Below are 25,791 nucleotides of genomic sequence, written 5' to 3' on the forward strand. Positions count from 1 at the left end.
CGGTCCCTCCGGGACGTTTGGGAAATGCCATGAGCCGTGGCGCGCGCTGCCTGACTGTGCATTTCCCTCATTGTTGTTGCTCGCTTTGACGGTGCGATTGGATGAGGATTTGAATGGTCAGCAGGAGGGCCGCTGCAAGGATGATGGCTGCCGGAAGAGGAATATCGCCGAGCACGCGCGGACCCCGATCGGCCAGCATCAACGCTGCCGAGGCGAGGTAGCTGCCGAGCGCGGCAATTGCCAAGGCGACTTGCCTGACAGCATGGTCAAGCCCGCTTCCAGGGGCGAGAGATCCGATCGGATGCCCCGCCGCCCCGGCGGGAACCCTTTGTAGCCACCCGGCGCCGATTGTGGGTGCCCGCCGGACAAATCGGGCGATTTCCCATTCGAGCCGGGGAGTATGGAGATTGCCGATCACGGCGCTGCGCCGATTAGCGAGAAATCGGTTTCCGGTCGCCTGCAATACAAGCAGCAGGTCCGCCTCGGGGTTGAGCTTGCGCAGGGTGCTTTCTGCCGTGAACACAGTACGGACCAGGGCGGCCAGATGCGGCGGCAAGCTGAGTGTCCTGTACCCCGACAACCGTCCGATATCGAGCATGGTCTTGGCAAGAGACCATTCCGACATGGCGGCGCCCTGCAGCTCCGCCAGGATACCGTCCACGCCGCGGGTAAGTGCCGCGCGGTCGGCAGTGACCGAAAGGAGACCGAGGTCGATCGCCGCATCGGTGAGCCATTCGGAATCGAGGTAAATGAACGCTGCCACAAAACCGAGCAGAGCCTCGCGGGTGCCAATGTCGAGCCTGCCGACAGCTCCGAAATCGTGCACGCACAGACGCCCGTCCGACATGATCAGCAAATTTCCCGGATGCGGGTCGGCATGAAAGGCACCAAGAACGAAAAACTGTTGCAGATAGAAATCGATGAAAGTCTCGGTGAGCGTATTGCCGCGCTCGATGGCCTCGCGCTCATCCAGCGGGGTGCCCATGCTGCGCTCCTGCGTAATGACTGAGGCGTCCGACATCTCGTCGACGACATCGGGAATGTAAACCGTCTCAGAATCAGCGAAAGCGCGGGCGAACAGGCGGATGTTGCGCGCTTCCTGCCGCAAATCGGTTTCCCTTTTCAGATTGTGCGAAAGCTCCTTCGCCAGGGCCGCCGCGCGGTGGCGTCTCAGTGCAGGTATGACGTGCTGAAACAGGCGCACCAATACGAGCAGGATGCGCATATCTCGCGCAATTTGCTCGCCCACTCCGGGCCGGAGGACCTTGACGACCACCTCGCGTCCGTCATGCAGCTTTGCGGCGTGGACCTGTGCTACCGACCCTGCGGCCAGAGGCTCGCGTTCAAAGCCGGCAAAGGCCGTTGCCGTGTTCGCGGCCAATGACTGCTCGATGATCCCTACCGCTGCATCGGCAGGGAAAGGAGCGGCCTTGCTTTGCAGGTTCGAGAGGCTCGCGGCCCAGTTCGCATCGAGGATATCGCGGCGCTCGCTCAGCGCCTGACCGAGCTTGGTGAAGGTCGGGCCGAGATTTTCGAGACGCCGCGTGGTCCTTTGCGGAAGCGTGGTCATGCGCCGACCGAACCCCATCCGATTCAGCATCATTGCGCTCAGCACATCCAGCAGGAGCCGGGTTGCTGTCCACATGATCTGAATTCCCCGGATTATCATAGCCCGCTCTGACCTCTTGTGTCCTCACCATGATTGGACGCTCGAAATGCGGGTGGATTACTGTGCGGGGCTGGCCTGAGAGCCTGACCCGAAACTAAGTTGGGTGATATCAGCGAGTTAGCTTGACGGCCAAATCCAGGGCTGATTCAGGAGTTTTGCGAAGAACTTCTGGAGATCAGTGATGTGGACCGATACCACCCGTTCGCAGTATGCGCGCTAGGGGCTGGCTTTGCCAAGCGATTTGACGGATACGGAATGGGCGCTTCTGGAGCCCTTCTTCCCCGCACCGTCCGATACTGGTCGTCCGCGCAAATGGCCGATGCGGCGCGTGGTGGAGGCGATCCTCTACCTTTTGCGTGGTGGCCTGCCGTGGAGGATGTTGCCGCCCTGCTTTCCACCAGTCTCGACAGTTCAGCGCTGGTTCTACCAGTGGCGCGATGCGGGTCTGTGGGAACTGATCAACCATTACCTGTTGCAAGACCTTCGCACTGCGCAAGGCCGGGAGGCATCGCCCAGTGCAGGAGTGATCGACAGCCAGTCTGTCAAAACCACTGAAAGCGGCGGTCCGTGCGGCTATGACGCAGGCAAGAAGATCAAGGGGCGCAAGCGCCACATCATCACCGATACCGACGGCAATCTGGTTCATGGCATGATCCACACTGCCGACATCCAGGACCGCGATGGTGCTCCGCTGGTGCTGGCCGAGATTGTTACATCCTTCCCGTGGCTACGGCATCTCTTCGCCGATGGCGGTTATGCAGGACCGAAACTGAAGCGCGGCATCGCCCGTCTCGGACAATGGACCATTGAGATCATCAAGCGATCCGACAAGGCAAAAGGCTTCGAGGTCCTGCCTCGGCGCTGGGTCGTCGAGAGAACCTTCGCCTGGCTGGGCAGAAACCGCCGCCTCGCTAAAGACTTCGAAACCACCATAGCATCAGCCCGGTGCTGGCTCTTCACCGCGGCCGTGCAGATGCTCACTCGCAGACTGGCAAGCCTATGAACTTACGCCAGATAGTTTCGAGTCAGACTCTGAGAAGGAGAACCCGCGCGGCGAAGTTGCTACACTGACCGAGGGGTATTGCCGCCCAAGGTCTGCTCGCCGGTAGCGGCGTTTGTAATCAAGCGCTGCCAAAGGCGTCCATTCTCTACGCATTGACGATATTATTCGCGGCCGCGTCGATCGGTCGCGTTTGCATAGACTGGAGCCGGGGAGACCCCATGAAATATGCGGAAATGATGGCGCAGCTTGTGGGTGGTGCCGGTTTTGTAGCGGCCCTCGACCAGTCCGGCGGCTCGACACCTGCTGCCCTTCAGGCCTTCGGCATCGGCGCGGACCGGTATTCCGGAGAGGACGAGATGTTCGCGCTTATCCATGAACTTCGCGTGCGGATCATGAAAGCCCCATGCATCGATGGGCGAAGGGTGCTCGGCGCTATTCTCTTCGAGCGGACCATGGATGCGCAGATTGACACCGTACCGGTGCCAGAGTTTCTCTGGCGGCGGGGGATCGTGTCCTTCGTCAAGATCGACCAAGGGTTGGAGAAAGATACGGGCGGCGTCCAGCTCATGAAGCCCATGCCGGATCTTGAAAGCCTGCTGTCCCGTGCGCGCTCTAGGGCCGTTCTTGGTACCAAGATGCGTTCAGTGATCAACGTCGCATCGCACCGGGGGATCGGCGATGTCGTGCGCCAGCAATTCGAGCTGGCCAACCATGTCCTCGACCAGCGACTTGTGCCGATTATCGAACCGGAAGTGAATATCGCAAGTGCAACGCGCGACGAGTGCGAGAGAATCCTTCTGGCCGAACTCGGCAATGCGCTCGATGGGCAAGGCTATGGCCGCCGTGTGGTCCTGAAACTCTCGCTGCCGGTTTCGGACGGGCTTTACGCGCCCCTCGTTGCCCATCCCAGTTGCGCGCGGGTGCTCGCCCTTTCGGGTGGGCTCTCCCAGGATGCCGCTTGCGCCGCGCTCGAAAGAAACCGCGGCATGATCGCGAGCTTCAGCCGGGCTTTGCTGCAGGATTTGCGGGCGCACATGCAAGATCAGGAATTCAACGATGTGCTCGGGCGCGCCGTCGAGCGCATCTACCGGGCTTCGACAGTCAAGCGTTTGGCCGATCGATAAATTGCCGGTCGACCAGGTCCCATGTCCGTTCTGCCTATTCCAATCTAATGCGCGAGAATCATTGGAATCGGGCTTTGCAGGATCATCTCCTGGGTTACCCCACCGAGTATCGTTTCCCGGATACGCGAGTGCCCATAGGCACCAAGCACGATGTAAGCCGCTCCAAGATCGTTCGCCGCAGCCACCAACGCTTCAGCGATCGATGCATCATCGGCGGGTTGCCGCCGGGCCTGCGCTTCGATGCCGTGTCGTGCAAGATATTGCGCAAGTTCGTCCGGCGACGAACCTTCTTTGTCCTCGCTAACGGTTACGATGTGGACCTCAGCAGCATCGCGCAAGAGTGATCGGCTCAAGCGAACGGCATGCCCGGCTTCGGCGGATCCATTCCACGCAATGATCGCATTCCCCCTAGGCGCGAACCGCTTTCCGCCGAGCGGTACGACCAGCGAGGGAGACTGGATATGAACGACAAGATCGGCGGCGAGCGGCGCGGCTCGCGGCAGAACGGCATCTTTCTGCTCAGGCTGACTAATGACCACCAGATCGGCCAGCGTCGCGTGCGCAGCCAGCGCCTGTCCGGCGGAACCCTCGACGCGGCGCCATTCCCACTCAACGCCTTCTTGCGCCAGGCGGCTCTCGATCAATTGGCGATCTTCATTTTCCGCATCGCGAACCGATTGCAACGCTTCGGGCGAAATATAGCTTGCACCATAAGGATCACCGATAAAAACATAGGAATTCCAGCTTGTGGCTTGCAGACAGATGAGGAGGCCCTTGTGATCTCGCACGAGATCGATCGCCGCAGCCAGGCGGCTGACCTGTCCGGCGTCGCGATTGACGTGCAGCAGCACTGTTTTCATTTGTCTCATTCCCTTCCTGTAACCTTGCGAGCTTCGGCAAGCCGCCCGGCGCTCCGCTGGAGTGACGCATATCAGGCCACTCTTGGCAGATGCCTTGCGTTCGCCCCTGCTGGACCTGATCCAAAAGGACGCCGGAAGCCCGCGCGACTTACACTTTTCGGCGGCGCCTTTCGCTATCTCATTGCTGCTATGTAAGCCTTCGCGCGCCATTCCGTCCCTAATGGAGGGAAGCGCGCGCGGTTGAGCCGCGACTTCGCCCCATTCCTGCAGCAAGGAGCAATAGTCGCATGTCGGTTCCGCAAACCCTCGATGATCTGGGCGAAATCGCTGGCCAAATTGCGCTGGTCCGGGTCGACTTCAATGTACCAATCGGAAACGACGGCGCGGTCGGTGATGATACGCGCTTGCGAGCGAGCTTGCCAACGGTGATGGCGCTCAGAAGGCGCGGCGCGGTAATCCTTTTGCTCTCGCATCTTGGTCGTCCCAAAGGAAAACCGAACGCGGCATTCTCGCTCGCGCCGGTTGCCAAAACCTACAGCTCCCTGCTCGGAGACGAGGTTCATTTTCTCGAAGACTGGACTGGCCCGGGAGCGCAGCGCGCGGTTTCCGAGCTGGAGGCGGGCGATGTTGCCTTACTGGAAAACACCCGCTTCTACGCAGGCGAAGAAAGCAACGATCCCGAGCTTGCAAGCGCGATGGCCGATCTTGCGGATTTTTATGTCAACGATGCGTTCTCGGCCTCACACCGGGCGCATGCATCCACGGTGGGAGTGGCAAGACTGCTGCCGAGCTATATGGGCCGCGCCCTGGAAGACGAGATCGGGGCGTTGCAATCGGCGACCGGGCTCGGGCGGCGCCCTTCCACCGCGATTATCGGCGGCGCCAAGATCTCGAGCAAGCTCAACGTCCTCGAGCAGCTCAGCACGAAAGTGGATAACCTCATCATCGGCGGAGCGATGGCGAACACCTTTCTTGCCGCGCTGAACAAGCCAATCGGCAGATCGCTCGCCGAGCGGAACCTCGAGGATGCAGCGCTGCAAATTCTGACGAAGGCCAGCCAGGGAAAGTGCCAGATCCATCTGCCCGAGGATGTCGTGGTAGCCAGGGAACTGACGCCGCATCCCGTTTCGCTGCGCACGGTCCTGGTCGAAGATGTCGCCGCCGATGAGATGATCCTTGACCTGGGACCCCGCACTGTTGCGAAAACTGTGGACGTGCTGCGATCCTCGCAGCTTCTCATCTGGAATGGCCCGCTCGGTGCATTCGAGATGCCTCCTTTCGAGACTTCGACTTTCGCGATCGCCCAAGCGGCCGCCGAGCTGACGCGAAAGGGGGCGCTGACTTCGCTTGCCGGTGGCGGTGACACAGTTGCAGCCCTCAACATGAGCGGTCTGACTGCGGATCTGACCCACGTGTCGACCGGGGGCGGCGCATTTCTCGAGTGGGTAGCCGACATCGCGCTTCCCGGTCTGCAGGTCCTTACCTGACTGGGCCTTGAGCGGTATCTGGGTTCGGCGATCTTCCAGCGGGATAGATGTCGAAACGGGACTGCGGCGAGCAACGGTGCTGACAAGGACGGCGGGACGGAAGGCGTGCGCCGGCGCGATTTTATCCATATCGCGCCCGTTGCGTTCGCGGGAACCGGTGCCGCAGCAGCCGTCTGGCCGCTTATCGACAGCATGAACCCATCGGCCGACGTGGTTGCACAAGCTACGATCGAAGTCGATTTGCAACCGATTGAGCCAGGTCAACGTATCACTGTGAGCTGGCGCGAGCAGCCGGTATTCATCGTGCGGCGCACAGCTGAAGAGATCGCGCGAGCCAGAGCCGACGATGCCTCTTCAGGGCTGATCGATCCAGAGACGGACGCTGCGCGCGTGCAGCGACCAGAGTGGCTTGTGGTGGTGGGCGTCTGCACGCATCTTGGCTGCATTCCGTTGGGACAGGGAGTGGGTGAAAATCGCGGAAGATATGGGGGATGGTTTTGTCCCTGCCACGGGTAAATATACGACAACTCCGGACGCGTGCGGAAAGGGCCGGCACCGAAGAACTTGGTCGTTCCGCAATACGTGATCAGCGACGATCTAAAGCTCTCGATCGGCTGATGACCTTGGGGGTGAGCCGGGCCGCCTCGAATGCGAGCAAGAAATGCACCGACGACATCGGGGAACTTCGGAACTATGCAAAGTGCCCCGCATGCCAGGCAATGCACTTACACCTTTAGAGAATGCCCACCGTCCGTAGCCCCTTTTTCTCCAGTCTGCCTGCGCTGGTGCCGAGACGAGCGCGGACCAGGCTGAAAACCCTGAGCATCAATCCCCTTCGGTGAAACCATAGCAGCCAGCTCACCCTTCTTAAAAACTAGCGCACCGGCTCGCCCATTGGGGGGGAGGGTGAGACGGCGGTGTCTCTACGCAGAAAGAACATCAGGACGATCACGCTCATCGCCGCGGCAAAGAAGCACCAGACCGATATGAACCAAGTGAGATAGAACGCGCCTGCCGCAAGAAAGGAGACGATTGCTCCGACCCCAAACCAGTTGACCCAGCGATGGCTGGATAGCAGCGGGCTGACACAGGTGCCCAAGACATACAGTGTCATAACGATGCCAACGTAGAAGTGGGGGGATTCGTAGTCGATATGACCGTCGCCGGCTGTCGCGACGATTGGCAAGCGGATAAGGAAATAGAGCAAGTAGAGCCCAACCAGGGTTCCGCCAATCGCCGTCGCCATGAGGGCCTTTCGGCGCCAGGCTACCCTCTCGAGCATATAAACCGCCACCGGGACATAGATCGGCCACAGAACATGCGAAAAGATCGAATAGAGATAGGTCAGAACTGTCTTCAGCACCGGCGCCTTGTCAGGAAATGTCAGCCAAAGTGCGCCCTCGATCAATTGCTGGACGCCAAACAGAACCGGAATCAGCGCGTAGGGTCTCTCGCCGCTGTTGCGCGCCATTCGCATTGTGAAGGCACCGGTTGCCAACAGCACGGTGCCGGCGGCGAAACTCGCTGTGGCGGAAAAACACATACAATCTAACCTCGCTGATTGGACGCCCGAATATTTCTTCGTGCACCCATATTACACACGGGCCAAGTACCAAGCTTGCCGTGCGCTGTAAGTATGATTTCAGCTCGACCATGGTCTCGCTCGCAAGTACGGACGTTTGTGCACCGCGAGGTTTACAAGGCCCAGGGGAAAAAACGGCACACCGTACGCAGTAGCACTGCTGTGTTTTGGGAAAAAGTGCAATAAAATCAGTGCGCGAAACGCTCAAAGTGCTCGGCAGAGAGGGCGCTGTTGAATGCCGTGCGGTCCCCGCAAATGACAGTATTTCCAAGGGTTCTGGGGGCAGTTTGCATGAGGGCGAATGCCATATGGTCCCCAAGCGTCGAATGTCTGCGCGCAGAGCGCTTCTCGATGGCAATTTTGCCCGCCGAGAACTGCCGCTGCGCGAACGCGAATACTGCATCTGGGACACTGAGCTTGCGGGCTTTGGATTGCGCGTAAGGCCGAGCGGCAACTACTTTTGGTTCGTTCGCTTACGCCATCGCGGGAAGCATCGCCGCATCACCCTTGGCCGGACCGACGAGCTTGAGGCGGGGCTGGCAAGGGCGCAGGCCCGCCGCATTCTTGCGGAAGCCGCGCTTGATGGTTTGCCCAAACGCGCAGTGGTCAAGGCCACCCCGACGATGACCGATTTCGTTGAGGCCTATCTGTCCGAGCACTCCAACCCGTTTCGAGGCATTAAGCGAAACAAGGGCCGCAAGATCGAGCGCTTCCTCAGTGAGGACGAAATGGCAAGGCTTGGGCAGGCACTGGCTGACGCTCGCGAGGAGAAACCCCTTGAAGTCGCGGTCATATCCCTGCTGGCGCTCACGGGCTGTCGGCGCGGCGAGTTTCTCAATCTGAAATGGGGCGAAGTGCAGGGCCGAAAGCTGAAACTGACAAACTCGAAGACAGGTCCGCGCATCGTGTGGCTGGGAGAGCAGGCAAGGAGCGTGCTCGATCGCTTCACGCGTGGCCCGAAGCACACTCGCGTCTTACCGTTCAAGGTACAGCCTGCTTCGGCTGTCGATTGGTTCTGGCGCGGTCTGCGCCGAAAAGCTGGTCTCGACGACGTGAGGCTTCACGACCTGAGGCATAATTACGCCAGCCTCGCCGCCCGTTCGTCAGAGACGTTGCCGATGCTTGCAAACCTGTTAGGTCACAAGGCTATCGACACGACCGCCCGCTATGCGCACCTTGATGATGCCCATATCATCACAGCGGTGGATGCTGTTGGTTCCGAGCTAGAACGGCAGCTTTTTGCAGGATGAGAATTTTCAAAGTAGTTCGCCAGCATCAGCACAGCCTCAATCAGCGCCCGCTTTGATGAGCCTTGGATTGTCGCCATATGTGACTAAAAGTGCTGCTCCACCACCTGCCACGGCGGCCTCGGGCTCTGGGCGTTTCGCTACTTTGGTTGGCCATGAAGCTTTCGCATGTGGTAGCCTTTCCCGCAACTTGAAGGAACTGAACCTGCATTGCTGATTTGTCTTCTCTATGAGGAGACTATGTATGCAATTCTCCGCCGCGCGCCTTGCCAGAGCAAGCTTCGTATTCGCGTTCGCCATTGCTTCCATTGGGGTTGCTTCGAAAGCGCAGCAAAGTGAGGTTCCACCTCCTCCAGACCCCGGCGTGTCGGGCTCCGACACGTACGTTGCAACCTGGGAGGACATCCAAGAAGAAAGATCGAAGGCGTTCGCAACACTAGGGATTGCTCCGCAACAACAAGCGTTGCGGGCTCAGGTTCGCAATTCTGCCCGAAAACTGGTTCAGAACAATCTTACGGCAACCCGCAGCGCGGAAATTCCCGATCTCTTTATCGACGAAATCGCTCAACTCTTGCTCTCGATCGGCTACGGACCGGGGGATCTCCCGAAGAGCCAAGGGGACGCGACATCGACCATCCTTTCCGCCCAGAACGTCGTGTCGGGAAATCCTACTTTCGACGATTACCTCGCCCTGTCCAAAGACGTCGTTGTGGCGACTATTGAGAGCATTTCAGCAGCACAGGATGCGGATGATGGTATGAATCTCACCGTAACCTTCACCGTCGATAAAGTTGCGAAGGGCAATCTTCAACCTGGCCAGACAGTGACGATCCGGCAGTATTCTAACTCCCCGCCAGGCGCGAGCCCAGCTAATCCCGAAGGGCAATATCTCTTGTTTTTGTCTCAGGCGAGGTACGACTACGTCTCTGCTCGGCGTGCTGGAAGGCGCCCACAGAGGTCCGGTCAGGTCTTTGGTGAAGTTTTTCAACCCTACAGGGTTGAAGGTGACCGATTGCTTAGCGTTGGGGAGGGCCAACCGGTCCCGACGAAAGCAGTATCTGCTATTTAGCTGAAGGTAGAGAACATGCGAATATTCCCATCTTTGGCATTGACCGCTAGCGTCATTGTCGGAACTGCGGCGTTTTGGCCGTCCGAGGTAGAAGCAAATAACTGCAAGTACAGTTCAACAAACAAAAATTGTCCGGATGTTGCAAACCAATGGACTTGGGGACGACAAGATGCATCCTCATTGCGGTTTACCATCAATGATAGCGTTCCAAGCGCGTGTCAAAGTCCCGCTTATGCAGCATTGAATACATGGAACTCTTCGACATTTCGTTTTTCGTTTGTATGGGGAGGATACACCACTACCGAATCTCGCGTGAAGCAGGGTGAGTATCTGGCTCCAACAAGCGCGAACCGCATCGATACCGTAGACATCAACGTCGGTGAAACGCTCAGCTATGCCGCGGCGTCCACGCAGTTTGATTGGGGTACCTATAATTCAGCTGCGGGCCGATACAACTTGAAAGATGGTGATATTCAGATCGCGCCTGGAACGCTCACCAGTGCCTATTGTGGTAGTGGGAGCACACCTAATAACATGAAGGATTTTCGAGGATTGGTCGCCCATGAGCTGGGGCATGCAGTCGGATTAGGTCACAAGCTCACGTCGCAAACCATATCCGATGTTATGTACGGCTGGTCAATTGATGGTCCTCGGCCAACGGTACTGTCTACTCCAGATCGCGAAAGTGCGGAGTACCTGTATGGCCGAAGGTAAACTCAGGATCGCCGGAGCCGCCGCAATGGCATTCATGTTGCTCGCTCTGGTGGGTTGTAGCTACAACCGTCAAGTTGCATCCGCCTCCAGTGGATTGGCTGATGCCCGTTTGGCGACGATTGAGCTGGAAGACAGGACTAGCTTAAATTTTGCTCTACCTAGAAGCGCAGTAATTGAGGAAGGGGGTGGACATAGCCTGCGTGGGTTACAGGCGGTCACCAACGATGCATTTATTCGCGTCGGGGTTGGCAACGAAAGTGGAGATATCTCTTGTCGGGATGGGGAGAAATGTCAGGCTCTACGCCAAGTTGAGCCTATCGGAGAGATGATTTATTACATTCGCGAGCTTATTAAACCAAGAAGTGCTCAAGAGATTGGTCACTCATCCGGTACGCAATCGTACAGTGCGCATATGCTGGCTTTGGGAAGATTGAACGCCAGTAATGTGATATTTGTTGATGCGTATTGCGTGAGCACTACGCCCTGCATTGACCAAGCGAAGCGTTTTCAATTCACCGTTAAGCGATAGGGCTCATGTTGCCCTAGCGGTTATCTATTCTCGGCCGATTGACCAATACAGGTTAGCTGAGGCCGGCAACGCCTTTGCTTCGGGCCGTGTTGGCAGCTGCGCTGCCTGCCCGCACCACCCCTTGCAAAAGCGTTTCCCTTGGGCGCGGGCGCGCCCTGCGGTGCAGTCCTCCCATGCCCTGCTTCTTCTGGATGTTCGCAAGCCGGAAATGGTTTCCGGTTTGGCACACCGAAGGACCAGTCACATGACCAATCTCGTAATCCTGACCGGCCGTCTCGACCGCGATCCCGAATCCCGCGAGACCAAGGGCGGAACCTCCGTCACCGGCATCACCGTCGTCACCGACCGCCCCGCGCGCGACAAGGACGGCAAGACCTACAAGGATGACAACGGCTACACCGCCAAGGACAGCGAATTCCACCGGGTGACCTGCTTCAACGGCCTCTCCAAGACCGTCGGGCAGTTCTGCACCAAGGGCCAGCTCGTCTCAGTCCAGGGCCGGCTCCACTACACCCAGTGGGAAGACCAAGAAGGCGTCAAGCGCTACGGCTGCGAGATCCTCGCAGACAAGGTCGACTTCCTCTCGCGCGGCAACGCCAGGGATGGCGACGGAGACAACCGCGACGCGCCCGAGATCGACTGACATCGATCAACCGGCGATCGACGAAGGGGCTCTGCCGCAAGCGCGGCAGGGCTCCTTCTTTGGGTCGGGAATGACCGAAGCCTTTTAGAATTCCTTTCCCAGGTTGCTGATATTCGTTGCGCCATGAACGATCAGACCCACACCTGTTATCCGGGCGAAACCGCAACCGCGGTCGAAGTGGTCGCTGTTGCCGATGAGTACAGATTGTCGGCATCTCTTCTCTTACGGAACGGGCGACCAAGGGAACCACGGTCGCGGGCGCCGTTTCGTATGGTCGCGATCCATGCGGTCGAACTCTATCTGAACGCGTTCCTTCTCCACTCGGGCCATGCCGCAGGGCAGGTCCGGGGGCTCCAGCACAACCTAGCGGCACGGGCTGACCTTGCCTGCGAGTTCGGCCTGTCGCTGAGAAAGCGTACGCGAGAACACCTCCACGCCATGGCGAGATCACGCGAATTCTTAATCACACGATACGTGCCCAGCGGAACGAGTCTGTCAGAGATCAACCGCCTCCAGGCCACGCTCGCAGAGGTCGCGCAGAAGGTATCAGCAGCGATCTAGGTCGGTACCGGAGGGAGGGGGGCCTGGCTCACGTTCTTCCATGGTGATGGGCGTGCGGCCGACGCGTCAAGGACGGCAGGGTCCCACCATTTTGTCTCTCCTTCGCTTCGCTACGCTCCGACAAAATCGTTTCCCCTACCGCCGCTTCGCGGTCGCCCTCCCAGGGCGATCCCTGACTCGCCGACCACACGCCCATCCGTCCTGCTCCTGCCGTCAACGGCAGACTTCAGGAGGATATCATGGCTTCAATCGCTCAGCTTCATTTGACCTCGGACAGGTACTTTGCCGCGCTGGCCGTTGCAGAGTGTCGGGCACTGCACAGCTTCTTCGATCAGCACATCGTCGAGGATCGCGAATTGGGATACTTTGCGCTGGATGAGGGCGACTACAACGCTCTTCCCGCGCACTTGGCTGCGCGCGTCGTGCACACCGTTCATGGGGCGATGCTCGACGAGTTCTGACTTCACGCAAAGGGCGGGGGCCGGCGGCGGCTCCTGCCCTTTTTTCTTGCTCGCAGGTCCTAGGAAGGGTGCATGTCTACTGATTGAATGCCTTGTGCGCTGGCAGATCAACGTGTGGGGCGGCGATGGCTATCTGATCCCCACCACGGGCTCAGCCAGCTTGGCAGTTCGAGCTTTTTTGCCCGTGTCCTGGCGAAAGGCTAGCGCTTCAGATGGGTACTGGTCGATACAATTTCCGACGCAAATCGAGCGGCTTATGGAAGTCGCGCGGGGTGCTCAGGCGCGGCCAATCCTTGGTCCACTAAGGCCAGTTGGTATCCCGGAGCCGATTTTCGCCCTGAATCTCGCGTTGTCCTCGAAAGGCCCATCCGCTACCGCTCCGAAAATAAGAGAACAAATTCAAATTATTGAACGGAACTCACGGGCTACTGGAGACGACCGCGCACATGGGAACTTGACAGGCACACCGTACGCAGCGGTAGCTGCATAGGATGGCAAAAAAGCGCGAAGTAACAGAAGCATCGCTAGTCCGAAGGGGCGAGCAATCATGTGGTAGCCAAGGCGCAGGAGTATCCCGTCGCTGGACCTGCGCATCCCACCATTGTGGGCACCGGGATGGAGGGCTATCGCTTAACCTACTATGCCAGCGCGTCTTTCCGCAATCTTAGTGATGCTTCTTTGGGCGTCCTGCTATCCGCTCATAACGGTCGGTCTCGACAGCGCGCCCCATCTCACCTTCGCCGTGCTGCGCGCGGTTCTTGCAGGCACCACGTTACTGGCGGTCGGTATCATTCTCAGAAAGCCCTTTCCGCGCGATGGAAGCATCTGGGGATGGATCATCCTTGCCGGTCTCGGCATGACGGGGCTGGGTTACTACGGGATGTTCCACGCTGCGGAGTTCGTTTCGCCCGGCCTTGCAACCGTCATCGCCAACGGCCAACCCCTCATCGCGGCAGGTCTCGCCTTTCTGTTTCTCCGCGAGCGCCTGTCCTCCAAAGGCTGGATCGGGTTATGGCTCGGCTTTGCGGGAATCCTCATTATTGCTGGCCCACGAATTCTCCAAGGTCCGCTGGCGCTCTCAACCGGCTTTGCATATGTGCTGCTTGCGGCCTTCGGCGTTGCCGTGGGCAACATCGCCATCAAGAAGCTCTCGGGGCGCGCCGACGCAGCGATCGCCATGGGCCTTCAACTCCTCATCGGCGCTGTCCCGCTCGCGTTTCTGGCTTTGCTTACCGAAGATCAGGGCCAAATCGACTGGTCGCCGGTTTTCATCGCGAGCCTGCTTGGGTTGGCGATCCCAGGTACAGCCCTCGCATTCTGGCTGTGGCAATATACGCTCGGCAAAATCGAACTCTCGAAGGCTAATGTATTCAGCTTCCTGGTGCCCGTTTTCGGTCTAACGATCGGCGCTGCCTTCTTCGGTGAAAGGCTTACACCCCTGATCATCATGGGCACAGCAATTGCAACCGCGGGCGTATGGCTGACGACCATAAAGTCATCGAGTGACGTTCAGCCGAAAGCGAAAGGAGCGAGGGACGGGCGCGCATAAGGGATGCTCTTCGTGAAAAAATCAGGTGGCGATGGGCTGCAGCAAAGGGCGGGCGATGACTTCGTTGGCGGATGCTAAAGCTAAAACTCCTCAAGCGCGCTCGAAAGCCTGGGCAAACGCGTCGCCAGGGCCGCAGCTATGCAGTCATGAACAGGTTCGGCGAAGTCCACCGGCATCGCTTCGCGCGCTACCGTCGGCGCATCACGTGCGCGGTCCATCAGTTCGTTGATGGCTGCACGCATGAGGCCTTTGCCAAGCCCCGCTGACTTGCCCGACTGGACAAAATGCCGACCGGTCACCTCGTTCAGCCGGTAGTGACGGTTGGTGCCTGCGGACATCGCGAGCCGGAACCTGTTCTGCGCAATCTGGTCGGAGTCGACGGCCGGTTGGGCCGAGAGCACATCGTAGAAGGGGGTCAGGCTGTAGCGTCCGCCGGGCTTCAGGAAGATACTGAAATTCTTGGCGTGCCCGTCCGTTGCACCAATGAGCCAGAAGAGGATCTGGCTCTTGAAAAAGGCGGCTGCGTCGGCTTGCGGATCGTCAGCACCGCGCAACAGGCCGAAGATATCCTTCATGTTCGGGCCGCCATCGCTCTGATATTTGTGCGTGGGCGGATAGCCGAGTGCTTGGCAGCAGTCCTCTTGCGGCAGACGCAGGATTTGCTTGGCGTTGCGCCAGTGCCTGTCGAACCGTTCGACGACGAGAACTCGGCGCTGGCCGACGGTCGCGATCTCTGTCGCTGCGACCGACAGGCCGAACGCTTTCATCAGCGTCATGCAATAGTGCTCGTTGTCGACGCTGTTCGACATGTCGATCATCCCGTCGGCGCTGGGTATCTGTCCAAGTTGCGGCTTCAGGATGTGAGTTGTCGGGGTCACACCGGCCGGTCGGTGCCATTTCCCATCGATTCGAAGCAGGGCCGTCTTCTCCTGCGCGCCGGCAACCGAGATCCTGAATTCCTGTTCCCGATCGACGCCAAGTGGAGCCCGTGCGAGATCGGCGAGAAGGGCCTCGACTTCGGTGTCGCTGACCGGTTCGCTTTCGATGTCGGTACTCTGCGCCTGATCTGCGCCTTCGGGCAGGAACTGCATGGCACCGACGCAGTCGCGTCCGATGGCTTCGAGTAGGCTGTAGAAGTCGGTGCCCTGAGCGCCCATGCGCTCGGCTACGCGGCGGCGTACTGCATCCCTGTCCGGGAGAAGATTGTCGAACACGGCGATGACCGGAGCGCCACGATAGGCCGCCGGGGTCAGAGGCAGCGAGAGCGACGCTGCGAAGCGGTGCTCCCAGGCCAGCCACTCTTCGGAATACCGGAAACTGATTGCACCGCTCGCCGCCTTTTCGAGGCGGCCGACCTGCCTGCCGTTGATAAGTACATCGAGGGGCGCATGGGTCTTTTTGCGCGCCATTTAGAAGACGTCCTCAATCGAGGCGCCGTCCTGCTGACGCGGCACGATCTGAAGATCGAGGCCGAGGACTGCGATGACACTGATGAGCGTGTCCAGCTTTGTTCCTTCGCTTCCGTTCTCTATGGCCGAGATGGTTTTCTGCTGCGTCCCGGCGAGTCTGGCGAGCTCGGTTTGGGTCAGGCCCTTGCCGAGGCGATGGGTGTGGATCACGGCTCCGAGTTGACTGGGAAGCCTGACGATCTGGCGCATAGCATACCTCCACACTCCACTATACCGCCAAGGGTATAAAATGGCAATATACCTTTTGGGGAATAAATCACCCTTATTCCTTGGGGGGTATGCTGCATCCGATCGCCACGAGAGATCCATCAATGGTGCCGGCCAGGCGAACCTCGCGTAGGAGAGAGGCGTCTTGAACAGGATGATCCGACCCGTGTCGGCGAGTCAGGAACCGGACTTTCGTTTCCAACTCAGCCATCTGATCCTTGGTAGCCTGTTGGCCAGCAGAACAAATCCCGAAAGGGCAATGAACGTCCCTGCGATACCAAACAGGAGAAGCCACCAGCTGTTGATGCGGTCGCGCTGGGTCCAGTCCATGATGTGAAGGCCCCAGATGAAATCGAAGAGCCGCCAGGTATCGCTTCGCGCTGACAGGATCGTTCCGCTCGAGGCACCGATATAGACGCGTGTCGCGTCGCGATCGTCATAGGTGATCTGCCAGGCCGGGAAGGGCCCCCTGAATTCGGTCCCGACGTCGCGTTCGACAAGCCGCGCGGCGTTGACCGAGGTTTCCGGGCCAATCCAGGCGCGGCGAGCGATCGCGCGCGCTGTCGCGGCCGAAATTGGGGACAGCAAGCGTCCGCTACGCGGATCATGTAGCGTGACGCCGCCATCCGCTCGCCGCACTTCGGTCACCACCTTGCTTTCGAGAGCACGGGTCGTGACTGCAGTCACGTCGTCTTGTCTCTCCAGCCATTCGGGTAACTCGGCCCCGGCCGGCAATATTTGCGCAGACCGGGATACGACATGCTCCGAGCGTACCTCCTCGAGATCGAGAAAGGACATCAAGGCACCGGTGCCCATCCACAGCAGAACTTGCACCCCGATCAGGAGCGCCAACCACTTGTGGAGCTTGCTGCCAAAGACATGCAAGCGCAGTTTGAGCGACCGCGAAGCCAACTGTCTTGCCGCTCCGTAGCGGGTCAGGGCCGCCGCGGCGCGCGCGAGGAGGAGTGGTACTGCACGATCTTCCAGCCCGATTCATCGTGCGAAAGGACCGAGGTCGCGACCCCGTCACGCTCGATCACGCGCCCGTCCTCGAGCTCGATCCGGTAGCCATACGTTTCGTAGCCATAGGCCATATGGCCGTTACGGGTCACGGACAGCGTCGGATCGGTGAAAGTAAAGCTTGTGATCGCGTCGAGCTCCGGACCGAGATGGTGGTCCATGTAATTGGCGAAACTCCCCTCGGCCTTGCCGTTCTCGAAGATCGCGGAAGTTTCCGCGAACAGGGCCGACATGCCTGCGGCATCGCGCGACATCAATGCGGCGCGATAAGCCTTGAGAATATCTTCAGCTCCTGACACATCTTCGCTGGCCGAAGCTGTCTTCTCGGAATGATGTGTCCCATGTCGGGAATGGTCCATGTCCTGCGCCGCCGCTGGCACTGGCACCGCGGCAATGGCTAGCGCGACAAGCGGCGCTCGCAATAGAGTGTTCATCATGTCAATTTCTTCTCCCTTGACCTAAAACCAGAACCGCACGCCGACGACGTAGTTCGTTACGCTGGGGTCCTCGCCGGCGGCCCTTGCGAAATCGCGGCTGTTGCCGATCTTCCATTCCTGGTCGATGCCGATATAGGGCGCGAATTCGCGCGCGAATTCGTAGCGCAGGCGAATGCCGACCTCGATCGTATCGATCCCCGAGCCGATCCCGAGTTCGGGAATGTCCTGTGCTGACAGCGCGATTTCGGCGCGCGGCTGCACGATCAGACGCTGTGTGATGAACTGATCGATTTCACCTTCAATTCGTGCGGTAAGATCGCCCTTGTTCGACAGAAATGCTGCTGCATCGACCTCGAACTCATAGGGAACGAGCCCTTGGATGCCCACAACCGCATGGGTGCGTTCAGGCCCAGTAAAATCCTGCCGCACGCCCGCCTGAAAATCGAAGAAAGGCGCAATGGCACGGCTCCAAAGCGCCTGCACTTCGGCGCTTTCAATGGTCTCGCCGAAGCTGCCTTCGCCTTCGGATTTGAACCAGAACTTGTTGTAGTCACCGCCATAATAACCCTGGACGTCCCACAAATAGCCGTCGTCGCCCTCGCGCAGGCGGTATTCGAGCCGGTCGCCCTGAAACCAGAATACCGGCGTTCCGCTCACTTCCTTGGTGACGGCCGCCCGAGACGCAGCCATTTCCTCTGCGCCGACAAAGGCATCGGCGGCAAAGGCGGGGCCCTGTAGCGCTTCAGGCGGGGGAGGGCCTTCCGGGATCGCCATATGGTCGGCGGATGCTCCATGGCCCATCGCGGAATGATCCATTTGCGACATGCCGCCCTCATCCTCCTTGCCGGTCATGGGCATCGCGCCATGCTGGGCTGCCCCATGATCCATGTTCGAATGATCCATAACCTCCGGGTTCTCAACCTCCTCCTGAGGATGCTGCGTCCGGGAGTGATCCATCTGAGGTTGATCCGGCGCATGGTGATCGTGCGCCTCGCTCGCAGCCTCGTCGTCTTGAGCAGCTTGCCCGGCCTGGCTCTGCGGTTCGGCAGCCTGCGTGCCGTGATCATGCTGCTGTGCCCAGACTGCGCTCGGAAGTGCCAGCAGGGGGAGGGCGATCATCATGGTCGCGCGCTTCATCAGCCTTCTCCTCCCTCGAGCGGTCGGACCGTCACCACCTGAAACATTCCGTTATGCATGTGGTAAAAGAGATGACAGTGGAACGCCCAGTCGCCCCGTTCATTGGCGGTCAGGTCGAATTGCGCGCTGCCGCCGGGCTGGACCGTCAGCGTATGTTTGAGCGGTTGACGGTCGGCCGGAGCCCCGTTCACGAGTTCGAAGAAGTGTCCGTGCAAATGGATCGGATGCGCCATCATGGTGTTGTTGATGAGCTTGACGCGCACGCGCTCGTTATAGGCAAATTGAATCGGCTCGGTGATCTCGTCGAACTTCTTCCCGTCGAACGACCACATATACCGCTCCATATTGCCGGTTAGATGGATCGTCTTGAGCCGGCTCGGACGCCGGTTGTCGGTATTGGGCTTGGCGGCGATAAGCTGGTTGTAGTTGAGCACGCGGTGGCTCACATCGTCGAGCCCGAGGCCAGGAAAACCCATCCGGTCGATAGGATTCATGGCAACCGAGTCGATCCCTGGACCAACTTTCACATTGGGTGGAAGCAGTGATGTATCGCGCATGTTCATACCCGACATGCCGGCCATCCCAGCCATCTCGGATCCACCGCTGGAGCCATGATCCATTCCGGCCATGCCACCCGCGCTTTGATCCATGCTCGCCGCGGCACCGTGACCCGCATGCCCGTCTCCAGCAGCGCCTGCGCTATCGCCGTGCCCGGCCATGCCCATATCGGTCATGGTGAGAAGCGGCGGTTTGCGCAGGGGCGGGACGCTGGCCCGGGCGCCGGGGCGACTGGCAAGGGTCGCCACGCCCATGCCCGAGCGATCAATGGCCTCGGCGACGAGCGAATAAGCCTCGCCGCGCGGCTCGATGATCACGTCGTAGGTTTCAGCAACACCGATCTGGAACTCGTCGGTCTCGACCGGCTGTACGTTTTGGCCATCGGCCTGAACCACGGTCATCGGCAGGCCAGGGATGCGGATATTGAAATAGGTCATCGCGGCGCCGTTGATAAAGCGCAGGCGGACCCTCTCTCCCGGCTGGAAAAGGTATTCGAGATCGTCTTCCGGCCCGTGACCATTGATGAGGAAGGTGTAGGTCGCGCCGCTCACGTCGGAGATGTCGGTCGGCATCATCCGCATGCGCGCCCACATTCGGCGCTCTTCGCCGCTCATGTCGTAGTCGTCGGTCCAGGTGGTTTTGCCATAGTTGAAGTAGCCCTCGGCGACCTTGAGTTTCTTCATGATCGAATAGGGACTCATGGTCGACCAGTCGGACAGCATGACAACATAGTCGCGGTCGTATTCATATGGTTCGGGCTCGATCGGGTCGACGATCAGGGGGCCGTAATGGCCAAGCGGCTCCTGCAGCGTATGCGCGTGCCACCAATAGGTGCCCGACTGGCGGATGGGAAACTGGTAACGATAGGTATCGCCCGGCTCAACAGCCGCCATGCTCACCCCGGGTACACCGTCCATAAGGAAGGGTACGAGCAATCCGTGCCAGTGAATGGAAGTGCCATGCGAACTCCGATTGAGGAGATCGACCGTCAGGTTCTGGCCTTCCTTGAGGCGCACCAAGGGTCCTGGGATGGTGCCATTCACGGCAACACCCGGCCCGCGGCGCGAGCCAGTGGTGAAGGTCGTGTCGGCGACGCTCATTGTAAGATGTTCGCCGGACAGAACGTCGCTCCCGCGGCGCGCGATCGTGCCATCGAGACCTCCGCGTGCCCACGCGGGCATTGCACCGGCAAGGCCAAGCATTCCGACCCCGCTTGCGCTAGACCCCAGAAATTTACGGCGATTGATCGCGACCATCGAAAGCTCCTGTATGAACGATACACCCTCAACTACGAAGGGCCCGGTTCTACCCCTCAAAAATTTTCCAGGCGGTCGCGCAATTTTTGCCGGGCACGATAGATGCGGGTCTCGATTGCCTTTTCCGACACGCCGAGAAGTTCGGCGGCTTCCGCCTGGCTGCGTCCGTCGATACTGACCAATATGAGCGCTTCGCGAAGACGGATCGGAAGACGCTCGATTTGCTCCAGGAGCATTCGCAATTCCTGGCGCTGCATCGCGATCTCTTGCGGATCGGGGCTGTCGTCAACAATCGCCAGTGTTTCAGATTCCGCGCCCAATCCGAAAAAGCGCGCCGTTTTGCGTTTGCGCAGCCTGTCGCGGCATTTGTTGAGCACGACTGTCGTCAAAAAAGGGCCAACAGGACGGTCCGGGTCGAGGCGGTGCCGGGCGACCCAGACCGAAGCAAGCCCGTCCTGAACAGCGTCTTCGGCCTGATGCGGAGACGCAAGCATGCGTGTCGCCAAAGCAATAAGCCGCGCTATATGGGGTTCGACCAGCGTCCCATATGCTGCCTTGCTGCCCCTGCGGGCATCTTCGACCAGGGCGGTCTCGGACCGGCTTTGCGCCTGCGTCACGGAAGCCTAATTACGCGAATTGCTGGTGAGCGCCTCGGAGACCTTCCGATCGAACAGGCGCTGCTGCTCGGGCTCGAGTATCTCGCGCATGTCGAAGACGTGTTGGACCGTGGCTTTCTGCAATTCGCCCATCCGTCCATGCACATCGTCAATCGCCGCGCTCACTTCGGGGCCATATTCGTGCTCGTCGGCCATCGCCTGAGCGAGCCTCGCATTTGCCGCGCGCAGCGATGACTCAAGTTCAGCACGCTCGACGGCGAAGCGGGCTTCCAGGGTCTCGAGGCGCGCGTTCTGGTCTTCGGTCAAAACCAGTTCCTCGTGCACGAACTGGTGCAGGCTGCCATTGTCTTCGTGGCTGAGCCAGCGATCAGCCGCGATCGCCCCCAAACATCCCGCGAGCCCGGCAAGAAGAACGGCAAGCAGGAGGCGTCCGTTCGTCAAAGTCTAGCTCCCGACATGCAGGAGAGCGGCGGGAGAAAGGTGCTCGTTCGACGCAAAATCATTATAGGCGGAACTCGCAGTTGAGCCCTGATTGTAGGGCATGATGGTCGTGCCGAAGCCTGCTCCAAGGCCGATGACGAACAGGCTGCAAAAGAGCGCGGCACGCCGGCGGCGATCGGCAACCTCGCCAAGCTGTCCGGCGCGCTGCCAGACACCATCCATGAAGTCTGACGGGTCATGCACAATATCATGCGCGGCCAGCTGTTTGAGCGAAGCATCGAGGGAAGGATAATCTGACATAGGCAACCTCTAAATATTGTAACTCCTTTACGCCACAGCCCGCCGAAGCCCTCAAAAAAATATTTGAGGGGTATGATATTCTCGCGCGTATCAAGGCATATGAGCATATTCACCCGCCTTGGCCTCGCCGCCCTCTTCGCAGCCTTTCTGCTTTCGGCACCCTTGCACGCGCATGAAGGGCATCAGGACAATATGTCCGACGCTGAAATGCTGGCGATGGAGGAGGGTATGGCCATGCCGGACGACGCCCATGCCGGCGAGCTTGCGCCGCCCGGGGAAGAGATGGACAGGCCGAACGCGCAGCAGTCCATGTCGCCTGAAGACATGATGCAGCAGAAAATCACGGAAAACCGCCTGACCTCGGCAGAGGACCTTCTGTCGCGCCTTCATCCGGTCGCGGCGCATTTCCCGATTGCGCTTCTCCTCGTCGCCGCACTCGCCGAACTCGCCTTGATGGTGCGCCTGACCTTGGGGCTTGAGACGACGATCCGGTTTCTCGTAGCCGGCGGCGCGATCGGGGCGGTCGTCGCGGCTTTGCTCGGATGGTTTGCGGGTGGATGGCGACTGCTGGACCGGTCGGAAAATCTCGCCATTCACCGCTGGAACGGCACGACGATTGCCATATTGAGCCTCCTCGCCTGGTGGGTTGCTGCGCGCGGAAAGGGGAGAGGCGCGCTGCGCTTGCTTCTGGCGCTGATCGCTGCGGCGCTCATCGTACAAGGCTATTTCGGCGGGGAGATGGTGCACGGGCCCAATCATATGGGCATCATGTAGGTGGGACGGGTAGCCGCTCCTCAAGGCGACCGAGCCTTCACGCCAGCCCTTGGCAAAGCCTGGCTGACCCCGGTCTATGACCTCACCATCGCCTTGTTTACGCGTGAGCGGACATGGCGGCGCGCGGTTGTCCGCGCCGCCAATCTTGCGCCCGGCGATCATCTTATCGATGTTGGGTGCGGAACCGGCACCTTGCTTCGCGATCTCATGATCAGCTGTCCGCAGGCGGGTCTCGCCGGCGTTGAGCCCGATCCGGCAGCACTGGCCATCGCGCGTCGCAAGTTTGGCGCCGGGGCGGATCTGATCCGTTGGCACAATGGCTTTCTCGATACCCTCGACCTGACCGCGCGATGGCAGCCAAACAAGATCGTCAGCCCGGAGGCATGGTGCTGATTGCCGACTATATGGCTCAGGACTCCGCCCTTATGCGCAAGCTTTTCCGCGCCACGGTGCAGCAGCTCGACGGTGTCGAAGACACGCAGCCCAATGCCGACGGTATCCTGGAGCGGCAGCTTGCCGAAATTTTCACCGACGCCGAAAGGCTTCACGTCTTCCCGACCGCCACCGGAGCGATATCGCTCTGGCACGGCTACAAGAAAGGTCCCCATACATGACCCGCACGTTTGCGCGAAAGCGCTTTCGCAACTCGTTCGCCGCAACAGCCCTCCTGGTAATTGCCGCCTGTTCGAACGTTGCCCAGGCGGCCACCTACACGATGTATCGCGATCCCGGCTGCGGCTGCTGCCTCAAATGGGCCAACCATTTCGAGAACGGCATGGACGCCGAGGTTGCGACTGTCGACACCACTGACATGGGTTCGGTGAAAGCCGACAAGGGCGTACCTTCCGATCTGTGGTCGTGCCATACGATGGTGATCGAGGGATATGTCATCGAAGGTCACGTCCCGGCAGAAGCAATCTCAAAATTGCTGCGCGAGCGCCCGGCAGGCGTTTCCGGACTTGCCGTTCCCGGCATGCCGCTGGGCTCACCTGGCATGGAATACGAGAACCGTGTGCAACCCTATGACGTCATCGCCTTTGGGCCCGGCGGCCGTACGGTTTTCGCAAGTTACCCCTGAGCGGGCAAGAAAACGCCCCCAACTTTTGGAGAATAATGATGAAAATGATCCTCACCGTCGCTGGCGCGCTTGCTTTCTCGGCAAGCCCGGTCCTTGCTCAGGAGGCCCCTTCTGAAAAGCCCAAAATGTGCGAGATGATGCACGATGGCAAGAAAATGCAGGGTATGATGAAGAAGGACAAGGACGGAAAAATGTCATGCCAGATGATGGACCATTCCAAGATGAACCATTCGAAAATGGACCATGGCCAGTCCGGCCATGGCAAGAAAAAGGCCGCCGAGGCTGAAAAGCCGCAGACCGAACACAAGCACGACTGACCAGCCTTTGGCGTCTGGAGCCGACAATTCAATCGGCTCCAGACGGTCTAACGGGCCATGCGCTCGATGAGAGTGAGAAGTTCGGCGATCTTCTCCGATTGATCGGCCTTGTTGTTCGATGAGAGCGCCTGTTCGATGCAGTGCTTGGTATGGATGTCGAGTACTTTGGTCCTGGCGGCGCGCGCGGCGGCTTCGAGCGCGAGGATCTGCTGCAGGATATCGACGCAATAGCGCTCTTCTTCCATCATTCTCGATATTCCTCGCGCCTGCCCCTCGATCTTGCGCATTCGGGTCAAGACATCACGAAACTTGGGGTTTTGATCATCGCTCATGCCGTTCTCTCCAGACGCCGAGTTCATTCCTGACTGCTTTTGACACAGTTGCAAAGCAGTTCGCAATACACTATACCCTCCTATAGTATACGACGGAGAGAAAGATGACCAATGCGACGACGAAAGGTTCAATCCTTGCCTGGGGCTGGGCTTTCAGCGTCTTACTGCTGATTACCTATCTGCTCTGCGTGGCCTTTGGCCTGATCGCGCCCGATACTTTCCATATGCATGAAGCATGGGCGCCTTTGCTGCCAGGCTTCGATTGGTTGACATGGCCTGGCTTCTTCGCCGGGGCTATCGACAGCTTTCTCTATGGCTGGTATATCGCGATCCTAGGGGTCCCGCTCGTCCGCTATTTCAGAAAAAGGATCGGGTGAAGAACCGGCAATGTGGATTTATCCGCTGCCGCGAATTCCGCACAGGTCGCAAAGCCTATGACAACGCACAGCTTACCCTTTTCCGGTTCGTCTTTCAGCAAGAAGAGGGAATTGTTCCTGCATACGGTTATCGGGCCAGTGCTGGGCATCTTAATCCTTCATCCGCTCACCGCGCTCGTTTATGGGTCTGGAGGGGCAGCAGCGGCGAGCGTGCCATTTGCTGAGCAGTTGGGCTCGGCGGTCGATCGACTGAGCGCGGCATTTGAAATCGAAATGCTGCCCATGAGCCTGGCTTTCGCGGTGATCGGCGGCGCAATCGGCCTGACGTTTGGTCTTTATCATCTGCGGCTCATGGCAGATCGCCAGATAATCCGCTCTCTGGAGCATCAATTGGCCGAAGAGCTGCCGCTGCTCATCGCCCGAGGCGAGGGCGCACAGCTGGAATTCAAATCGTCGCTGCGTTGGGATACGCGTGAACAGCGCGCAAATCGAAGCCTTCAACAGGTCGTGTTCAAAACGATTGCCGGATTTCTCAACAATGATGGCGGCACGCTGCTCATCGGCGTCGACGATAGCGGGGGCATCGTAGGAATCGAGGCCGATCTGAAGACTCTCAAGCACCCCAATAAGGACGGGTTCGAGCGCGTGCTGATGGACGCGATACGATCAGCACTCGGCGGTAACGCCTGCGCCCTGATCCATTGTTACTTTCACGATCTCGATGGCCGAACTGTTTGCCGCGTGATCGCACAAAAGAGCCTCGAACCGATCTATTTTCTCGACAATGGAGTGGCGCGCTTCTTGCTCCGCGCCGGCAGCAGTACACGGGAATTGGATGCGCGCGAAGCGCACACTCACCTTTCGCAGCGCGGAAAAGAATATGCACGGCAGGCATGAGATGATCCTCTGCCATAAATCGGCAAGTCGGGTTGATCTCGTTTCCCGTTTCACGCTGTCACTTTCAGCGGGGTAC

Annotated in this window: 30 protein-coding genes and 1 pseudogene; 18 read left to right on the forward strand and 13 right to left on the reverse strand. The window is 59.3% G+C overall.

The features are described from left to right. Positions 1-67 precede the first annotated feature (67 nt). Positions 68-1,645 (reverse strand): ABC1 kinase family protein, encoded by a 1,578-nt coding sequence (locus D6858_RS06495; protein ID WP_205664894.1) that lies wholly within the window; start codon positions 1,643-1,645, stop codon positions 68-70. A 247-nt stretch (positions 1,646-1,892) separates the two neighbouring features. Here D6858_RS06495 and D6858_RS06500 point away from each other — a divergent pair, with 247 nt between their 5' ends. Further along, a complete protein-coding gene (locus D6858_RS06500) occupies positions 1,893-2,672 on the forward strand; it encodes an IS5 family transposase (protein ID WP_205664912.1) in 780 nt (259 codons plus the stop codon). A gap of 218 nt (positions 2,673-2,890) precedes the next feature. Continuing rightward, on the forward strand, positions 2,891-3,796 hold the full coding sequence (locus D6858_RS06505) for a fructose bisphosphate aldolase (protein ID WP_120108432.1): 906 nt from the start codon (positions 2,891-2,893) through the stop codon (positions 3,794-3,796). 44 nt (positions 3,797-3,840) lie between these two features. Here D6858_RS06505 and D6858_RS06510 read toward each other — a convergent pair whose 3' ends face one another. Continuing rightward, positions 3,841-4,866 (reverse strand): universal stress protein, encoded by a 1,026-nt coding sequence (locus tag D6858_RS06510; RefSeq protein WP_120108435.1) that lies wholly within the window; start codon positions 4,864-4,866, stop codon positions 3,841-3,843. Between the two features lie 77 nt (positions 4,867-4,943). On the opposite strand from D6858_RS06510, the gene D6858_RS06515 reads away from it, so the two are divergent. Both D6858_RS06515 and petA read left to right on the forward strand, forming a co-directional pair. Further along, positions 4,944-6,143, forward strand: a complete 1,200-nt coding sequence (locus D6858_RS06515) for a phosphoglycerate kinase (protein WP_120108438.1) — start codon at positions 4,944-4,946, stop codon at positions 6,141-6,143. A gap of 105 nt (positions 6,144-6,248) precedes the next feature. Further along, positions 6,249-6,761: pseudogene (petA, locus tag D6858_RS06520) on the forward strand (ubiquinol-cytochrome c reductase iron-sulfur subunit). 256 nt (positions 6,762-7,017) lie between these two features. On the opposite strand, the gene D6858_RS06525 reads toward petA, so the two are convergent. Beyond that, positions 7,018-7,686, reverse strand: a complete 669-nt coding sequence (locus tag D6858_RS06525) for a DUF6629 family protein (protein ID WP_120108441.1) — start codon at positions 7,684-7,686, stop codon at positions 7,018-7,020. 347 nt (positions 7,687-8,033) lie between these two features. Between D6858_RS06525 and D6858_RS06530 the strand changes: the two genes are divergently transcribed. The 7 genes from D6858_RS06530 to D6858_RS06565 all read left to right on the forward strand — a co-directional run bounded on the left by D6858_RS06530 (position 8,034) and on the right by D6858_RS06565 (position 14,498). Then, positions 8,034-8,975 (forward strand): site-specific integrase, encoded by a 942-nt coding sequence (locus D6858_RS06530; RefSeq protein ID WP_120108443.1) that lies wholly within the window; start codon positions 8,034-8,036, stop codon positions 8,973-8,975. A gap of 241 nt (positions 8,976-9,216) precedes the next feature. Then, positions 9,217-10,041 (forward strand): hypothetical protein, encoded by an 825-nt coding sequence (locus tag D6858_RS06535; protein WP_120108446.1) that lies wholly within the window; start codon positions 9,217-9,219, stop codon positions 10,039-10,041. A gap of 15 nt (positions 10,042-10,056) precedes the next feature. Continuing rightward, positions 10,057-10,755, forward strand: a complete 699-nt coding sequence (locus D6858_RS06540; protein WP_120108449.1) for a matrixin family metalloprotease — start codon at positions 10,057-10,059, stop codon at positions 10,753-10,755. After that, complete coding sequence (locus D6858_RS06545; protein WP_120108451.1) at positions 10,742-11,284, forward strand: hypothetical protein; 543 nt, start codon at positions 10,742-10,744, stop codon at positions 11,282-11,284. Before D6858_RS06540 ends, D6858_RS06545 begins: the two co-directional genes overlap by 14 nt. A gap of 244 nt (positions 11,285-11,528) precedes the next feature. Beyond that, positions 11,529-11,927: a single-stranded DNA-binding protein gene (locus D6858_RS06550; RefSeq protein WP_120108453.1), complete on the forward strand. Its 399-nt coding sequence runs from the start codon at positions 11,529-11,531 to the stop codon at positions 11,925-11,927. 800 nt (positions 11,928-12,727) lie between these two features. Beyond that, the gene (locus D6858_RS06560) at positions 12,728-12,949 is read left to right on the forward strand and encodes a hypothetical protein (protein ID WP_120108455.1); all 222 of its coding nucleotides are present in this window, start codon (positions 12,728-12,730) and stop codon (positions 12,947-12,949) included. A 640-nt stretch (positions 12,950-13,589) separates the two neighbouring features. Further along, complete coding sequence (locus D6858_RS06565) at positions 13,590-14,498, forward strand: DMT family transporter (RefSeq protein ID WP_046904103.1); 909 nt, start codon at positions 13,590-13,592, stop codon at positions 14,496-14,498. 80 nt (positions 14,499-14,578) lie between these two features. On the opposite strand, the gene D6858_RS06570 is transcribed toward D6858_RS06565, so the two are convergent. The 9 genes from D6858_RS06570 to D6858_RS06610 all read right to left on the reverse strand — a co-directional run bounded on the left by D6858_RS06570 (position 14,579) and on the right by D6858_RS06610 (position 21,940). Then, positions 14,579-15,907 carry a type II toxin-antitoxin system HipA family toxin gene (locus tag D6858_RS06570; RefSeq protein ID WP_046904104.1) on the reverse strand — a complete coding sequence of 443 codons (1,329 nt, stop codon included), beginning with the start codon at positions 15,905-15,907 and terminating at the stop codon, positions 14,579-14,581. Further along, positions 15,908-16,156, reverse strand: a complete 249-nt coding sequence (locus tag D6858_RS06575; protein WP_120108457.1) for a helix-turn-helix domain-containing protein — start codon at positions 16,154-16,156, stop codon at positions 15,908-15,910. A 195-nt stretch (positions 16,157-16,351) separates the two neighbouring features. Next, on the reverse strand, positions 16,352-17,086 hold the full coding sequence (locus tag D6858_RS06580) for a PepSY domain-containing protein (protein WP_120108460.1): 735 nt from the start codon (positions 17,084-17,086) through the stop codon (positions 16,352-16,354). 23 nt (positions 17,087-17,109) lie between these two features. Further along, on the reverse strand, positions 17,110-17,631 hold the full coding sequence (locus D6858_RS06585) for a YybH family protein (protein WP_240623733.1): 522 nt from the start codon (positions 17,629-17,631) through the stop codon (positions 17,110-17,112). 21 nt (positions 17,632-17,652) lie between these two features. Then, positions 17,653-18,768: a copper resistance protein B gene (locus D6858_RS06590; RefSeq protein WP_120108463.1), complete on the reverse strand. Its 1,116-nt coding sequence runs from the start codon at positions 18,766-18,768 to the stop codon at positions 17,653-17,655. Further along, the gene (locus D6858_RS06595; RefSeq protein WP_046904108.1) at positions 18,768-20,582 is read right to left on the reverse strand and encodes a copper resistance system multicopper oxidase; all 1,815 of its coding nucleotides are present in this window, start codon (positions 20,580-20,582) and stop codon (positions 18,768-18,770) included. The genes D6858_RS06590 and D6858_RS06595 overlap by 1 nt, the downstream gene beginning before the upstream one ends. A gap of 56 nt (positions 20,583-20,638) precedes the next feature. Then, a complete protein-coding gene (locus D6858_RS06600; protein WP_047822753.1) occupies positions 20,639-21,199 on the reverse strand; it encodes an RNA polymerase sigma factor in 561 nt (186 codons plus the stop codon). Between the two features lie 6 nt (positions 21,200-21,205). Further along, on the reverse strand, positions 21,206-21,640 hold the full coding sequence (locus tag D6858_RS06605; protein ID WP_103022911.1) for a periplasmic heavy metal sensor: 435 nt from the start codon (positions 21,638-21,640) through the stop codon (positions 21,206-21,208). Between the two features lie 3 nt (positions 21,641-21,643). Next, positions 21,644-21,940 (reverse strand): hypothetical protein, encoded by a 297-nt coding sequence (locus tag D6858_RS06610; RefSeq protein ID WP_046904111.1) that lies wholly within the window; start codon positions 21,938-21,940, stop codon positions 21,644-21,646. A gap of 192 nt (positions 21,941-22,132) precedes the next feature. On the opposite strand from D6858_RS06610, the gene D6858_RS06615 reads away from it, so the two are divergent. The 5 genes from D6858_RS06615 to D6858_RS06630 are packed head-to-tail and all read left to right on the forward strand — an operon-like array spanning position 22,133 to position 24,109. Further along, a complete protein-coding gene (locus D6858_RS06615) occupies positions 22,133-22,714 on the forward strand; it encodes a DUF2231 domain-containing protein (RefSeq protein ID WP_133305253.1) in 582 nt (193 codons plus the stop codon). Further along, positions 22,715-23,107, forward strand: a complete 393-nt coding sequence (locus D6858_RS16110) for a methyltransferase domain-containing protein (RefSeq protein ID WP_240623735.1) — start codon at positions 22,715-22,717, stop codon at positions 23,105-23,107. It abuts the gene before it with no gap. Beyond that, complete coding sequence (locus D6858_RS16115; protein WP_240623736.1) at positions 23,098-23,328, forward strand: hypothetical protein; 231 nt, start codon at positions 23,098-23,100, stop codon at positions 23,326-23,328. Before D6858_RS16110 ends, D6858_RS16115 begins: the two co-directional genes overlap by 10 nt. Further along, positions 23,325-23,792 (forward strand): DUF411 domain-containing protein, encoded by a 468-nt coding sequence (locus tag D6858_RS06625; protein ID WP_046904113.1) that lies wholly within the window; start codon positions 23,325-23,327, stop codon positions 23,790-23,792. Before D6858_RS16115 ends, D6858_RS06625 begins: the two co-directional genes overlap by 4 nt. 35 nt (positions 23,793-23,827) lie before the next feature. Continuing rightward, positions 23,828-24,109, forward strand: a complete 282-nt coding sequence (locus tag D6858_RS06630; protein WP_120108469.1) for a hypothetical protein — start codon at positions 23,828-23,830, stop codon at positions 24,107-24,109. Between the two features lie 47 nt (positions 24,110-24,156). On the opposite strand, the gene D6858_RS06635 is transcribed toward D6858_RS06630, so the two are convergent. Beyond that, on the reverse strand, positions 24,157-24,441 hold the full coding sequence (locus D6858_RS06635) for a metal-sensitive transcriptional regulator (RefSeq protein ID WP_046905158.1): 285 nt from the start codon (positions 24,439-24,441) through the stop codon (positions 24,157-24,159). Positions 24,442-24,545: 104 nt separating this feature from the next. Between D6858_RS06635 and D6858_RS06640 the strand changes: the two genes are divergently transcribed. Continuing rightward, positions 24,546-24,818: a DUF5676 family membrane protein gene (locus D6858_RS06640; RefSeq protein WP_120108471.1), complete on the forward strand. Its 273-nt coding sequence runs from the start codon at positions 24,546-24,548 to the stop codon at positions 24,816-24,818. A gap of 57 nt (positions 24,819-24,875) precedes the next feature. Further along, a complete protein-coding gene (locus D6858_RS06645) occupies positions 24,876-25,715 on the forward strand; it encodes an AlbA family DNA-binding domain-containing protein (RefSeq protein WP_240623737.1) in 840 nt (279 codons plus the stop codon). Positions 25,716-25,791 lie beyond the last annotated feature (76 nt).

It is taken from the genome of Tsuneonella suprasediminis, assembly GCF_003605755.1.
Classification (GTDB): Bacteria; Pseudomonadota; Alphaproteobacteria; order Sphingomonadales; family Sphingomonadaceae; genus Tsuneonella; species Tsuneonella suprasediminis.